Genomic DNA, 13,464 nt, shown 5'->3' on the forward strand with positions numbered 1-13,464 from the left:
ATTGCATCATGCCGCATCCGCTAACACAAACATGCCGTACGGGTGGATTTCCAGATAGTACGTCTCACCGACATCCGGCTGCAGGCGTGTAGCGTTGACTTGTAACAGGATCTCCTGTCCGTGCCACTCCACCGTGACTTCATACTGCGGTCCCATATAGGCGACATGACGAATCACACAGCGCTGACTCTCCTCTCCGCGATCGCTTAAGGTGATCGCTTCCGGCCTGACGCCAACGGTGCCGGTGCCCTGAGCCACAAAGTGCGTCGGGCGAGGCAGGCGATAACCAAAGATATCAACAGAGGCTTCGCTGAAGGTCGCCGGGAACAGGTTGGCGTCACCCATAAAGCTCGCCATAAAACGGGAGGCGGGTTGGCGATAGAGATCCTGCGGCGAGCCTATCTGCATGATATGCCCCTTGTTCATCACCAGCACGGTGTCGGAAACCGCAAAGGCTTCGCTCTGATCGTGGGTAACGTACAGCGAGGTGATATCAAACTGCTTTTGCAGCTCGCGGATCTTATCGCGCATGCTGCGGCGCAGGTTGGCGTCGAGGTTACTCAACGGTTCGTCAAATAACAGCACCTTCGGTTTGAGGATCAGCGCGCGCGCCAGTGCCACGCGCTGCTGCTGACCGCCGGAGATCTGATCAACATAGCGGTCCTCGAATCCTTCCAGATCGACCATTGCCAGCGCCTCTTTCACCCGCGTCTTCACATCGGCGCGCGACACGCCCAGCATCTTCAGACCGTAGCCGACGTTTTCCCCCAGCGACATATGCGGGAACAGAGCATACGACTGGAACACCATACAAATATCGCGCTGCTGAATAGAACGATGAGTGACGTCTTCGCCATCAATAAAAATTTGACCTTCGCTCGGTTTTTCCAGACCGGCGACCAGGCGCAGAATGGTGGTCTTGCCGCAGCCGGACGGGCCAAGCAGCGTCACCATCTGCCCTTGCGGGATGGTGAGATTGATATTGTCGATGACCGTGTTGCTGCCGAATCGTTTAGTGACGTTGCGCAGTTCAACGAAATTTTTCTGACTCATAGTGCGCTCCATTACGCCTGGTTTTTGGCTTTAGACCGGGAAATACGCGCTTCCCCAATCAGCCAGTCAAAGATGAAAATAATCGCCAGCATGACCACGATCAGAATCGACCCATAGGCAATCGCCACGCCGTACTCGCCGTCTTCCACGCGGTTCAGAATGTAGGCCGTTGCCACGCGGGTGTCCGGGGTGACGAGGAAGACAATCGCGCTGACGGTGGTGATGGCGCGCACGAAGCTGTAGATCAGCGCCGAGAGAATGGCCGGGCGCAGCAGCGGCAACAGAATGTGCGTGATGGTGCGTAAGCTCCCGGCACGCAGACTGAGCGAGGCTTCGTCCAGTGATTTATCGATCTGGCCGAGTCCGGCGATCCCGGCGCGAATACCGACCGGGACGTTACGCATCACCATCGAGATAATGACAATCGCCGCCGTGCCGGTGAGGTATACCGGAGCGCTGTTAAAGGCAAGGATGTACGAAACGCCCGCCACGGTGCCCGGTACGGCAAAGCACAACATGGTGGTGAACTCGATGGTCTTTTTGCCTTTGAACTGCTGGCGCACCACAATCCAGGCGATCAGCAGACCGAAGGCGGCGGTGATCGGCGCGGCAATCCCGGCATACAACAGGGTATCGAGCAGCGAAGGCCATGCGCCGTCACTCATCCCCTGACCAAACAGTTTGATGAAGTTATCCAGCGTCAGGGTGTAGTCCACGCCCCAGTTCACGGTGAAGCTGCCGTAGAAAATGCTGCCATAGAGCAGGGCGTTAAAGGCAATCCATATCGCCAGAATAGCCACCACGCTCCAGACCAGCGTCACCGGCAGCGGCTGGACGTCGCCACGGTACGATTTCCCGGAAACGGTGACGTAAGAGCGCTTGCCAATCCACATGTACTGTACGCAGAACACCAGCAGCGAGAACAGCAGCAGGAACGCGCCCAGCGTACTGGCGGCCTGGTAATCAAGCTGTGAGCCGGTGATGTAGAAGTAAATTTGCGTTGCCAGCACGTCGAAGTTCCCGCCGAGCACCAACGGGTTACTGAAGTCGGCCAGCGACTGCACGATGACAATCAGAAAGGCGTTCGCCAGCGCCGGTTTCAGCAGTGGGACAAACACGCCGTTAAACGTCTGCCAGCGGCTGGCGCGCAGGGTATATGACGCTTCTTCCAGCGACGGGTGAATGGTTTTGATCGCGCCGTCGAGGATCATAAACGCCATTGGGGTAAACGCCAGCACCTGTGCCAGCCAGATGCCGGTAAATCCGTACAGCCAGTTGGTGTTCGTCAACCCGAACCAGTCGACCATTAATTCGGTCACATAGCCGGAACGGCCCATCATCAGCGTGACGCCAAGCCCCACCACAAACGGCGGTGTGACGATCGGCAGAATCGAAAAGATACGCCCAATAATGGCGCTTCGCTGAGCGATGCGGGTAGTATAAATCGCCAGTACCAGACCGAAGAAAGTACAGCCGATACCTACCGCAATCGACAGGGCGATAGAGTTGAGGATCACCTGAATGATATGCGCCTGCGACAGCACATTCATAAACGCCAGCGGCGCGAACTCCCCGGCGTCGTTGGTGAACATTGGGATGAAAATGGCGATGCTCGGCCAGACGATAAAGATGCCGATGAGCGCCACGATAGTGACCAGCGAACCGATCACAAACCGGTCGCCGCCCAGCCATTCGAGGCGGGTCAGCGCCAGCGTCATGATCGCCCCCAGCGCGACAAACAGCACGATAGTGGCGTAGCCTAAACCGCGCCCTTCAACGGTGGCGCTGATGACGATAAACGCCATACACAACAGCGCCCAGCCCGCATCGAGGGTGTGGCGGCTGCGCTGTTCGCGTCTGGCTTCGTGGAACGGGCGTACCAGCAGCAGGCTCGGCAGCAGATACCAGAGCCAACTGATATTGAACCGTGACCAGCCGTAGGCCTCGAGGATTTCATCGCTCGTGGACTCCAGCAGACCGTAATCCAGGCTCCAGCTCGGCAGCAGAACGAATGCCAGCCAGCCGAGTAAAACCCAAAGGAATATCGCATCCCGCTTTTTCACAGGATGGAGTGCAAGTGTGTGTGACATACGTTTTCCGGTGTTCAATCCCGAGTAGGCCGGATACGCGTGAGCGCCATCCGGCATTCAGGGTGACGATGATTGCCGGGGGGCGGCGTTGCCTTACCCGGCCTACGTAACCTTAACGTCAGGAAGTCATCGTGTGGGCTTATTTACCCATCTTCACTTCGCTGACCCATTTATTGATCAACGCTTTACGGACATCCGTTGAACCGTATTTATCCATGTCATAGTTGATAAGCTTCAGGTCGTCGAGCTTCAGCGAGTTCGGCGAGGTTTCGGCGGTGGTATTGGTCAGGATCTGATAGGACTTGCCTTTCTTCCACGCCAGTTCCTGGGCGTCTTTTGACAGTACCCAATCGACAAACAGTTTGGCGTTGTCGAGGTTACGTGCCCCTTTCAGGATGCTGACGCCGCCGATTTCATAACCGGTACCTTCACACGGAGAGATCAGCTCCAGCGGTGCGCCCTGTTCTTTTTCCAGCGAGTAGTCATGCAGGAAGCCAATGCCGATGGCGGTTTCGCCACGAGCCGCGTTACGCGCCGGGGCAATACCGGATTTGGTGTACTGCGAGACGTTGGCGTTCAGTTGTTTCAGGTAATCAAAGGCCTGATCGTCACCCCAGAGTTGGGCGAAAGTGGCCAGTGCGGTGTAGGCCGTACCGGAGCTTTGCGGATCGGCAATCTGAATTTCACCTTTGTATTCCGGTTTGGTCAGGTCTTTCCAGCATTTCGGCACCGGCAGGTTTTTCTCTTTCAGGCGTTGAGTGTTGACGCCAAAACCGAGGATCCCCACGTAGACCGCTGACGAGAGGTTGCCTTTCACTTTCGCCGGATCGCGGAATTTCTCCATGACCTGTTCCAGGTTAGGGGATTTGTACGGCTGCAGCAGACCCATTTCTCCGGCCTGAGATTGTGGATCCAACGTGCCGCCGTACCAGACGTCAGCCTGCGGGTTTTTCTTCTCGGCATCAACCTTCGCCAGCGTGCTGCCGGAGCCGTTACGAATAAACGACGTTTTCACGTCATATTTTTCCCCAAAGGCTTTGGTTTCCGCTTCGCACATCTCGTTGGTGGCGCTGCAATACACCACCAGACGCCCTTTCGCGTGTGCGGCGCCCGATAAGGTCGCCAGCGCAACGGCAGAGGCAATCAGAGTAGAGGTAAGGGTCATTTTCATTGTTTTATCCTTTGACTGAGAGTGGTGGTGATGCCCGCCATCAGCAGCGGCATCAGCAGTAAACCCATAAGTACGGCGGCGACCGAGAGCAAACTGAACATCCCCGACCAGCCGTAGCGTTCAATGACCAGCGACAGAGGCCAGCCCGCCAGCGCTGCCCCCAGGTAGGCGAACAGGCCGAGAAAACCAGTGATTGAGCCTGCAGCCGCTTTGTGCCCGCATTCCACCGCCGCCAGACCAATCAACATTTGTGGACCAAAGACAAAAAAGCCCACCGTAAAGAAACAGACAGCAAGCAGGGCGTAATGATGAACGGGTGCCAGCCATAGCGCGGCGACAGAGACCATCAGGCCCAGCGTAAACAGCAAAATCATCGGCGCCCGCTGACCGCTAAACAGCAGGTCCGACCCCCAGCCGGCAAACAGCGCGCCGAGGAGTCCGCCGACTTCAAACAGCATCACCGTGGCGTTGGCGCTGAGCAGGTTGACGCCGTGGCTTTCCGTCAGCCAGATGTTGCCCCAGTCGTTAAGCGCAATGCGGATCAGATAGACCAGTACATACGAAACGCCCAGCAGCCAGATCATCGGGTTTTTCAGCATCGTGGTACGCAGCATTTGCCACAGTCCCATCGGTGGACTCTGTTGCTCCTGGCGCAGCTCCAGCGGATCGTTACGCCAGTTGCCGACGGACGGTAACCCCTCTTCCTGGGGCGTGCCTTTCAGTTGCAGCGCTAACCCCATTCCCAGCGCCATGCTAATTATCCCTGGCATCAGCATTGCGGTCTGCCAGCCCCACCAGTGGGCGGCGAAGGCGCTAATCAGCGGGATAATCGCCCCGCCAATGTTGATCGACATATTCCAGCAGCCCCACCAGAAGCCGCGTTCGTTACGCGAATACCAGTGGGTCAGCAGGCGAGCACAGGGCGGCCATCCCCAGCCCTGAAAAAAACCGTTCAGCGTCCAGACTGCCAGCAGCAGCGTCAGCGACTCGCCAAAAGCAAACACCACATTCAACAGGCCAGTAGCGAACAGTCCCGCGCCCATAAACCAACGCTGTCCGTGGCTGTCATGCCACAACCCGGCGGTAAATTTCGACAGGCCGTAGGTCAGATAAAACAAGGAACCCAGCAGACCGATGTCACTTTTATCCAGCCCGAGATCGGTTTGCAGCGCTGGCAGCACGTAGTTAACGCTTTTACGCGTCAGGTAAAACGCGGCGTAACCGATGACCATGTACATCAGCAGCCGGGGACGCAGCGTCCGGTAACGTTGTGTGATGTCAGTTGCTGCGCCTGCGTGCATAGCCGTCTCCGTTTTGTTGACTATAAGAAAGAGAAACCGAAAGGGGATGAGAGAAAGTCCGGAGTGACTAAGACTTTTTCCTGGTCAGAAGGCGATTTGTTGCAAATTTGTGGGCAAGTTAACACTTACCCGCGTACCGTGCCGCGATTCCAGCGCCAGTTCACCCCCGAGGGCGCTGACCCGCTCGCGCATTCCCTGAATGCCAAAACCGGCTATCTTGTCTGCACTGATCCCCACGCCGTTGTCGGACACGTCCAGATGCAGCATATCTCCCTGCTGACGCAGAACAATTCGTACTTCGCTGGCCCCGGCGTGTTTACAGATGTTGTTGAGCAACTCCTGTAACAGTCGATAGAGAGTGAAGCGCACCGTTTCATTCTCGGGCGTGGCGGTAAGCAGATAGTCAAACTGGCAGTGAATGCCGCGTTCCGTAAAGGCAAACTCGTTGAGCAGGTGGAGCAGCGCCTCTTTGAACGACAGTTCGTCCAGCGCGGGTGGGCGAAGCTGGCGCAACAACTGGCGGGTGGAGTGATGGATTCGCCGGGCGAGATCGTTGATCTGGCTGGCGGCGGCCTGGGCTTGCGCCGGATCGTGCGCCCGTTTTACCAGTTGCGACTGGATCTGAATGGCGGTGATGTTCTGCCCAATCTCGTCATGCAGTTCGCGCGCCAGGCTCTTGCGCGTATCCTCTTCGGTATGCACCAGTTTCTCGGCCAGCGCGCGCCGCGCCGCCAGTTCCGCTTCCAGACGCCGGCGATAATGGTGCAGGTTTTGCGCCAGATGCTGCTGACGACTGATGGCGATCCCCAGACCAATACCGAGCAGTGACTGTGTCGCGAGAAAAATCTCCAGTTCAATCAGATTGCTGAAGCCCACGCCAATCTGGCGGGCGATGGTGATCATCATGCTGCCGAGTAGCCCCGAGAGCACGCCACCCTGCCAGCCGAATTTCCACGCCATCACCACGTTGGGCAGAAACACCACAATCAACAGCAGGCGTTCAATCTCTGGCGACAGCACCATCTGGGTGCCAATGCCAATGATAAAAAACAGGCTGCACCAGATGATGAGCGAGGTACGCAGCGGCGGGTTATTGGTGTCCAGACCCAGCAGGTGATAGCGATGCTGCTGGCGCAGAAACTCGAAGATCAGATAAACGAACGGCGTCAGTAGCACGCCACCGGTAAAGGACGCCAGCCCGAGCAGCATCGCCGGACTTTTGACAAACGGCGACAGCAGAGCGGCGTTGAGCAATGAGGCGGCTGTTACCGTGGACAGCAGCAGCGTCAGCCGCTGCCAGTAAAGAGGGAAACGGTACCAGAAAGTCTGTGCGAGGCTGGCGGGAATCATGCTGATAAGCGGTGTGGTCAGCAGAATATAACCATTGAGCAGTTGCTCGCTGTGCAGCCAGAACATCATCATCATCGGTGGCAGCACCAGCGCGAGCCAGTAGCGGCGTGAAAGCAGGATCAGCAGCGCCAGGTAGACGCCGTGCGGCAGGAACAGGGCCGCCTGCTGGCCGTTGTGGGTCAGATAAAAACCAAGCGTCCACAGCATCAGCCAACCGGTACCCCAGGCCAGCACAATAAACAGTGAAATGACGACGTGGCGGAGGTTGTGCGACATCAATGCCCCGCCAGTAACTGATGGTCGAGAGCGAAATGAACCAGCTCGATGGTGCTGTGACAGTTCAGCTTGCCCAGCACGTTGGCGCGATGGACATGGACCGTTTTATGGCTGAGATCGAGTTTGAAGGCAATCTCCTTAACGCTGTCGCCTTTGACCAGTAAATCAAACACTTCCCGTTCGCGTGGTGTCAGAACTTCCAGTACCGGTGATGGCGGTTCTCCACCACGCAACGCCCGCAGCGCATCCGCGCAGAGGTAATGTCCCCCCAGTCCAACGGAACGGACGGCCTGCACTAACTCTTCCGGCCCGCAGCGTTTGGTCAGATAACCGCTGGCTCCCGCATCCAGCGCGCTCTGCACGAAGGCTGGTGTGTCATAGATGCTAAGAATAATGGCGCGAAATTGCGGCCTCTGTGCCCGCAGGCGTTTCAGCAGGCTCAGACCGTTTTCGTCCGGCATGGCGATGTCCATCACCGCAACGTTAACGTCGTCCTGCAACAACGCAGGCCAGGCTTCCGCCGCGCTGCTATACTGGCCTGCGACGTCGAGGTCTTCTTCGAGACTGAGTAACTGCGCAAAGCCGGAACGCACCACCACATGGTCGTCCACCAGCACCACACGTATCATGATTTTGCTCTCTTGCCGGATAATGATCCTATGATGCCTGGCGCCGCTGCGCTGGCAATCAATCAGGTACAGTTATGGAATGAATGTAACAAAATGGCAATATTTGGGGGCGCTGGTGGTATGTGTTTTCATGTCATTTCATTAAATGGTTCCACGGTTAGAAATACAAGGCGAACGGAACCGTTTGATACGGTGACATGAAAGTCATATCCCAACTAACCATTCCCACTTTTTTTCTAAAAACGCTTTGTTCTTAGCAAGAATTTTTAATTCCTTTATCAAATCCGGCCACAACGAAATACTGCCTCCATAACAAGACAGGGGAGCAGACACTATGGCCGTTTCATCGCGTAATACACTTCTTGCCGCACTGGCATTCATCACCTTTCAGGCGCAGGCGGTGAACGTCACCGTCGCGTATCAAACCTCCGCTGAACCGGCAAAAGTGGCCCAGGCGGATAACACCTTCGCCAAAGAAAGCGGGGCCACCGTCGACTGGCGTAAATTCGACAGCGGCGCGAGTATTGTGCGCGCCCTGGCCTCCGGCGACGTGCAAATCGGTAATCTCGGCTCCAGTCCGCTGGCGGTCGCCGCCAGTCAGCAGGTGCCGATCGAGGTTTTCCTGCTGGCGTCAAAACTCGGTAACTCCGAAGCGCTGGTGGTGAAAAAAACGATTGGTAAGCCCGAGGATCTGATCGGCAAACGCATCGCGGTGCCGTTTATCTCCACCACCCACTACAGCCTGTTGGCCGCGTTAAAACACTGGGGGATTAAACCCGGTCAGGTGGAGATTGTGAACCTGCAGCCGCCAGCGATTATCGCCGCCTGGCAGCGCGGAGATATTGATGGTGCCTACGTCTGGGCACCTGCCGTTAACGCGCTGGAAAAAGACGGCAAGGTGCTGACCGACTCGGAAAAAGTCGGTGAGTGGGGCGCACCGACGCTGGATGTGTGGGTCGTGCGCAAAGACTTTGCCGAGAAGCATCCGGAGGTAGTGAAAGCCTTCGCGAAAAGCGCCATCGACGCGCAGCAGTCCTATATCGCCAATCCCGACGAATGGCTGAAGCAACCGGAGAACATCAGCAAGCTGTCGCGTCTGAGCGGCGTTCCGGAAGCCGATGTGCCGGGACTGGTAAAAGGCAATACCTATCTCACTCCCCAGCAGCAGACGGCTGAGCTAACCGGACCGGTGAACAAAGCGATTATCGACACCGCGCAGTTTCTGAAAGAGCAGGGCAAGGTGCCTGCGGTGGCAAGCGATTACAGCCAGTACGTCACCGACCGCTTCGTGCAATAAAGGAGGCGCTGATGCTGCAACTTTCTCATCTGTACGCCGATTACGGTGGTAAACCGGCGCTGGAAGATATCAATCTGACGCTCGACAGCGGTGAACTGCTGGTGGTGCTGGGGCCTTCGGGATGTGGCAAAACAACGCTGCTGAACCTGATTGCCGGATTTGTACCGTATCAACACGGCAGCATTCAGCTGGCGGGAAAACGCGTTGACGGGCCGGGGGCAGAGCGCGGCGTGGTGTTTCAACACGAAGGGCTGCTGCCGTGGCGCAACGTGCAGGATAACGTCGCGTTGGGTCTGCAACTGGCGGGCATCGGGAAAGCGCAGCGTGTCAGCATCGCTCAGGATATGTTGAAAAAAGTGGGGCTGGAAGGCGCGGGAAAATGCTTCATCTGGCAGCTTTCCGGCGGTCAGCGCCAGCGCGTTGGCATTGCCCGCGCGCTGGCGGCGAACCCACAGCTGTTGCTGCTGGATGAACCCTTTGGCGCGCTGGACGCCTTTACCCGTGAACAGATGCAAACCCTGCTGCTGAAACTCTGGCATGAGACCGGCAAGCAGGTGCTGCTGATAACACATGATATTGAAGAAGCAGTGTTTATGGCGACCGAACTGGTGCTGTTGTCACCAGGACCTGGCCGGGTGCTGGAGCGTCTGCCGTTGACCTTTGCCCGGCGCTTTGTGGCAGGCGAAGCGAGCCGCAGCATTAAGTCCGATCCGCAGTTTATCGCGACCCGCGAATATGTCTTAAGCCGCGTCTTTGAACAACGGGAGGCCTTCTCATGAGTGTGGTGATCAACGACAAACCACGCCAACGGCCACTGAGATGGCGCTGGCCGTTCTCGCGCCAGATTACGCTGAGCCTGGCGACGCTAACGGTGATTCTGGCGGTGTGGTGGACGGTTGCCGCGCTGCAGCTGATAAGCCCGTTGTTTTTGCCGCCGCCGGACCAGGTGATGCAAAAGCTTATCACCATCGCTGGTCCGCAAGGATTTATGGATGCCACGCTGTGGCAGCATCTGGCCGCGAGCCTGACCCGCATCGTGCTGGCGCTGCTGGCTGCGGTGGTGTTCGGTATTCCGGTCGGGATTGCGATGGGGCTCAGTCCGACGCTACGCGGCATTCTCGATCCGATCATCGAGCTTTATCGTCCGGTGCCGCCGCTGGCTTATCTGCCATTAATGGTTATCTGGTTCGGGATTGGCGAAACGTCCAAGATCCTGTTGATCTACCTGGCAATTTTTGCCCCGGTCGCCATGTCGGCGCTGGCGGGCGTGAAGAGCGCGCAGCAGGTACGGATCCGCGCCGCCCGATCGCTGGGCGCGAGCCGGGCGCAGGTACTGTGGCTGGTGATCCTGCCAGGCGCGCTGCCGGAGATCCTCACCGGATTACGCATCGGACTTGGCGTGGGCTGGTCGACGCTGGTGGCGGCGGAGCTGATTGCGGCAACGCGGGGGTTAGGGTTTATGGTGCAGTCGGCCGGTGAGTTTCTGGCGACCGACGTGGTGCTGGCGGGGATCGCGGTGATTGCGATTATCGCCTTTATTTTAGAACTGGGTCTGCGTGCGCTTCAGCGCCGTCTGACGCCCTGGCATGGAGAAGTCCAATGAGTGAACGTCTGAGCATTACCCCGCTGGGGCCGTACATCGGCGCACAGATCGCCGGGGCGGATTTGACCCGTCCGCTGAGCGACAATCAGTTTGAGCAGCTTTATCACGCGGTACTGCGCCATCAGGTGGTGTTCCTGCGCGAACAGGCCATTACGCCACAACAGCAACGGGCGTTGGCCCAGCGCTTTGGCGATCTGCATATCCATCCGGTCTATCCGCATGCGGAGGGCGTCGAGGAGATTATCGTGCTGGATACCCACAATGATAATCCGCCGGATAATGACAACTGGCACACCGACGTGACGTTTATTGAGACACCGCCTGCCGGGGCGATTCTGGCGGCAAAAGCGTTGCCGTCAACCGGGGGCGACACGCTGTGGACCAGCGGCATTGCGGCGTATGAGGCGTTGTCGGAGCCGTTTCGTCAGTTGCTGAGCGGTTTGCGGGCGGAGCATGACTTCCGCAAGTCCTTCCAGGAATACAAATACCGCAAAACAGAGGAAGGGCATCAGCGCTGGCGTGAAGCGGTGGCAAAGCATCCGCCGCTGGTGCACCCGGTGGTAAGAACCCATCCGATCAGTGGTAAGCAGGCGCTGTTTGTGAATGAAGGCTTCACTACGCGCATTGTTGACGTCACGGAGAAAGAGAGTGAGGCGCTGCTTGGCTTTCTGTTTGCGCATATTACGAAACCGGAATTCCAGGTGCGCTGGCGCTGGCAGCCGAATGATGTGGCGATTTGGGATAATCGTGTGACGCAGCATTATGCGAACGCCGATTACCTGCCGCAGCGGCGTATTATGCACCGTGCCACGATTTTAGGGGATAAACCGTTTTATCGAGCGCCGTAATTTCCGCCTCGGGCCGGTATGTCATTGTCGGCCCGGTACGCGTCACGTCACCGGGCAATGGCGTGATAAATGTGCCTCAATATAGCGCTGATAACGGTTGGCCTTCAGACGGGTCAAATCCACCAATACCAGGCCATCTACGCAGTGGTTAAAATCCGGATCGCTGCCGAAATCGATGAACTGTACGCCGCCGGGTTCGCAGAGCTCTGAGTATTGCTTATAGAGTGGGGGAATACCGCAGCCCAGATTTCCCAGCAGCGACTTCAGCCGCGTCAGATCGTCGGCGTAGTCGCTACCGGTAAACTGCGCCAGCACATCCGGTAGCGAAGCGGGATACGGCTGGCGTGAGACGGCCAGCGGATGCGTGGGCGGGAACCACAGACGATAGAAGGCAACCAGCAGATCGCGCGCATCCGGCGGTAATCCTCCGGAGATAGACACGGGTCCGAACAGGTAACGATACTGCGGGTAACGCGCCAGGTATGCGCCGATTCCTGACCAGAGATAATCCAGCCCGCGACGTCCCCAGTAGCGCGGCTGAATAAAGCTACGTCCCAGCTCAATACCGTGTTTCATGATGTCCGCCATCTGCTCATCGTAATCAAACAGACTGTGACTGTAGAGCCCATCCAGCCCCTGCTTTTCCAGTTGTTGTGCGCAGGGGATAAACCGGTAAGCGCCGACGATCTCAAGATCCTCCTCGTCCCATAAGATCAAATGCAGATAGTCATCATCGTAGCGATCGATATCTCTGCGCTTGCCGCTCCCTTCACCCACGGCGCGAAAGGCGATTTCACGCAGTCGTCCCAGCTCGCGCAGGACCGTCGCTTCCTCTTGCCCGTTGCGCTGCCAGAGATAAATGTGCTTACCGTCGGCGGTTATTCCCAGACATTCCGCCTGTGCCAGCTCGCGTTTCAGTCGCGCTCTGTTTTCCGGCGGGGCGATTGTCGATTCGGTACGAAAGAGACCTGGTCGGCCTTTGCCCAGCGCAATCACGTGCTCCCGGCACTTTTCCGCCTGCTCGCGCACGCTGCTTTTGCTGGTAGACCATTGCGTCCAGGCAATTTGTTGGCCTATACGTACGGGTAGCGTGCTGCCACGGCGGCGAAACATTTGCTGCATTAACAGCAGCAGCGTGGCGCGGGAAGAAACCAGTCCGCTGGCATAGAACAGCGGACTGTTATAGGCCTGAATATGTACCGGCAGTAGCGGCGTCCGGTACTTTTCTGCCATGCGGATAAACCCGGAGTGCCAGCGGCGTTCAGCGATTCCCTTTAGCGTCAGACGCGAAACTTCCCCTGCCGGGAAGAAAACCAGCGCGCCGCCGGTCTGCAGATGGCTATCCATTTGCTGTAACGACGATTTGGGCGTGCGTCCCTGAATATTATCGACCGGGATAAACAACGAACTCAGAGGTTCCAGATGGGAGAGCAGCCGGTTAGTCACCACTTTGATGTCGCGCCGTACGCGGGAGAGGGCATAAATGAGCGCCAGTCCATCCAGCGCCCCGGTAGGGTGGTTGGCAATAATGATCAGAGGGCCATTTTCGGGGATGTTTTCAATGTGGTGCTCGGGGATTTCACAACGTATTTGGAGATGTTCCAGGACTTGTTCCACCATATCCACGCCTTTCAGATGGCAATGGCGGGCGGCAAACAGCTGGAACTCTTTTTCATACAATACGCGTTGTAACACCTTTTTCTGCCAGGGCGTGGTTCTCGCCTCGGGCCAAAGGTCGCTGAGTACGTTATCGAGACTGAACATCACAACACCTCCTTCTTCCTGTGCTGACAGTAGAAGCGGTAAGTGTCGCTGGTATGACGTTTGGGTGACGTTTTGGGGAAAG

11 protein-coding genes are annotated in these 13,464 nt (G+C 57.3%); 4 read left to right on the forward strand and 7 right to left on the reverse strand.

Annotated elements, in window-relative coordinates:
- Nucleotides 1-6: 6 nt before the first annotated feature.
- From fbpC to AOY24_RS01790, 6 genes are all read right to left on the reverse strand, one after another.
- Nucleotides 7-1,053, reverse strand: coding sequence for a ferric ABC transporter ATP-binding protein (gene fbpC, locus AOY24_RS01765; RefSeq protein ID WP_044259069.1), 1,047 nt, complete (start codon nucleotides 1,051-1,053; stop codon nucleotides 7-9).
- A gap of 11 nt (nucleotides 1,054-1,064) precedes the next feature.
- Nucleotides 1,065-3,143 carry an iron ABC transporter permease gene (locus AOY24_RS01770; RefSeq protein WP_044259080.1) on the reverse strand — a complete coding sequence of 693 codons (2,079 nt, stop codon included), beginning with the start codon at nucleotides 3,141-3,143 and terminating at the stop codon, nucleotides 1,065-1,067.
- A 139-nt stretch (nucleotides 3,144-3,282) separates the two neighbouring features.
- Entirely contained in the window at nucleotides 3,283-4,314 is a 1,032-nt protein-coding gene (locus AOY24_RS01775; RefSeq protein WP_043001654.1) for an ABC transporter substrate-binding protein, read from the reverse strand.
- Nucleotides 4,311-5,639, reverse strand: a complete 1,329-nt coding sequence (gene uhpC / locus AOY24_RS01780; RefSeq protein ID WP_255352580.1) for an MFS transporter family glucose-6-phosphate receptor UhpC — start codon at nucleotides 5,637-5,639, stop codon at nucleotides 4,311-4,313. Before uhpC ends, AOY24_RS01775 begins: the two co-directional genes overlap by 4 nt.
- Before the next feature lie 60 nt (nucleotides 5,640-5,699).
- Nucleotides 5,700-7,241, reverse strand: a complete 1,542-nt coding sequence (locus tag AOY24_RS01785; RefSeq protein ID WP_054176056.1) for an MASE1 domain-containing protein — start codon at nucleotides 7,239-7,241, stop codon at nucleotides 5,700-5,702.
- Nucleotides 7,241-7,870, reverse strand: a complete 630-nt coding sequence (locus AOY24_RS01790) for a response regulator transcription factor (protein WP_043001651.1) — start codon at nucleotides 7,868-7,870, stop codon at nucleotides 7,241-7,243. Before AOY24_RS01790 ends, AOY24_RS01785 begins: the two co-directional genes overlap by 1 nt.
- Before the next feature lie 334 nt (nucleotides 7,871-8,204).
- On the opposite strand from AOY24_RS01790, the gene tauA reads away from it, so the two are divergent.
- The 4 genes from tauA to tauD are packed head-to-tail and all read left to right on the forward strand — an operon-like array spanning nucleotide 8,205 to nucleotide 11,618.
- Complete coding sequence (gene tauA, locus AOY24_RS01795) at nucleotides 8,205-9,167, forward strand: taurine ABC transporter substrate-binding protein (protein ID WP_043001650.1); 963 nt, start codon at nucleotides 8,205-8,207, stop codon at nucleotides 9,165-9,167.
- An 11-nt stretch (nucleotides 9,168-9,178) separates the two neighbouring features.
- Nucleotides 9,179-9,946: a taurine ABC transporter ATP-binding subunit gene (gene tauB / locus AOY24_RS01800; RefSeq protein ID WP_054176057.1), complete on the forward strand. Its 768-nt coding sequence runs from the start codon at nucleotides 9,179-9,181 to the stop codon at nucleotides 9,944-9,946.
- Nucleotides 9,943-10,770, forward strand: a complete 828-nt coding sequence (gene tauC, locus AOY24_RS01805) for a taurine ABC transporter permease TauC (RefSeq protein WP_054176058.1) — start codon at nucleotides 9,943-9,945, stop codon at nucleotides 10,768-10,770. The genes tauB and tauC overlap by 4 nt, the downstream gene beginning before the upstream one ends.
- The gene (gene tauD, locus AOY24_RS01810) at nucleotides 10,767-11,618 is read left to right on the forward strand and encodes a taurine dioxygenase (RefSeq protein ID WP_043001647.1); all 852 of its coding nucleotides are present in this window, start codon (nucleotides 10,767-10,769) and stop codon (nucleotides 11,616-11,618) included. Before tauC ends, tauD begins: the two co-directional genes overlap by 4 nt.
- Nucleotides 11,619-11,660: 42 nt before the next feature.
- Here the strand turns inward: tauD and AOY24_RS01815 are convergent, their stop codons facing one another.
- Complete coding sequence (locus AOY24_RS01815) at nucleotides 11,661-13,382, reverse strand: lysophospholipid acyltransferase family protein (RefSeq protein WP_043001646.1); 1,722 nt, start codon at nucleotides 13,380-13,382, stop codon at nucleotides 11,661-11,663.
- Nucleotides 13,383-13,464 lie beyond the last annotated feature (82 nt).

The sequence above is a fragment of the Citrobacter sp. CtB7.12 genome, assembly GCF_001297795.1.
GTDB classification, from domain to species: Bacteria; Pseudomonadota; Gammaproteobacteria; order Enterobacterales; family Enterobacteriaceae; genus Citrobacter_A; species Citrobacter_A amalonaticus.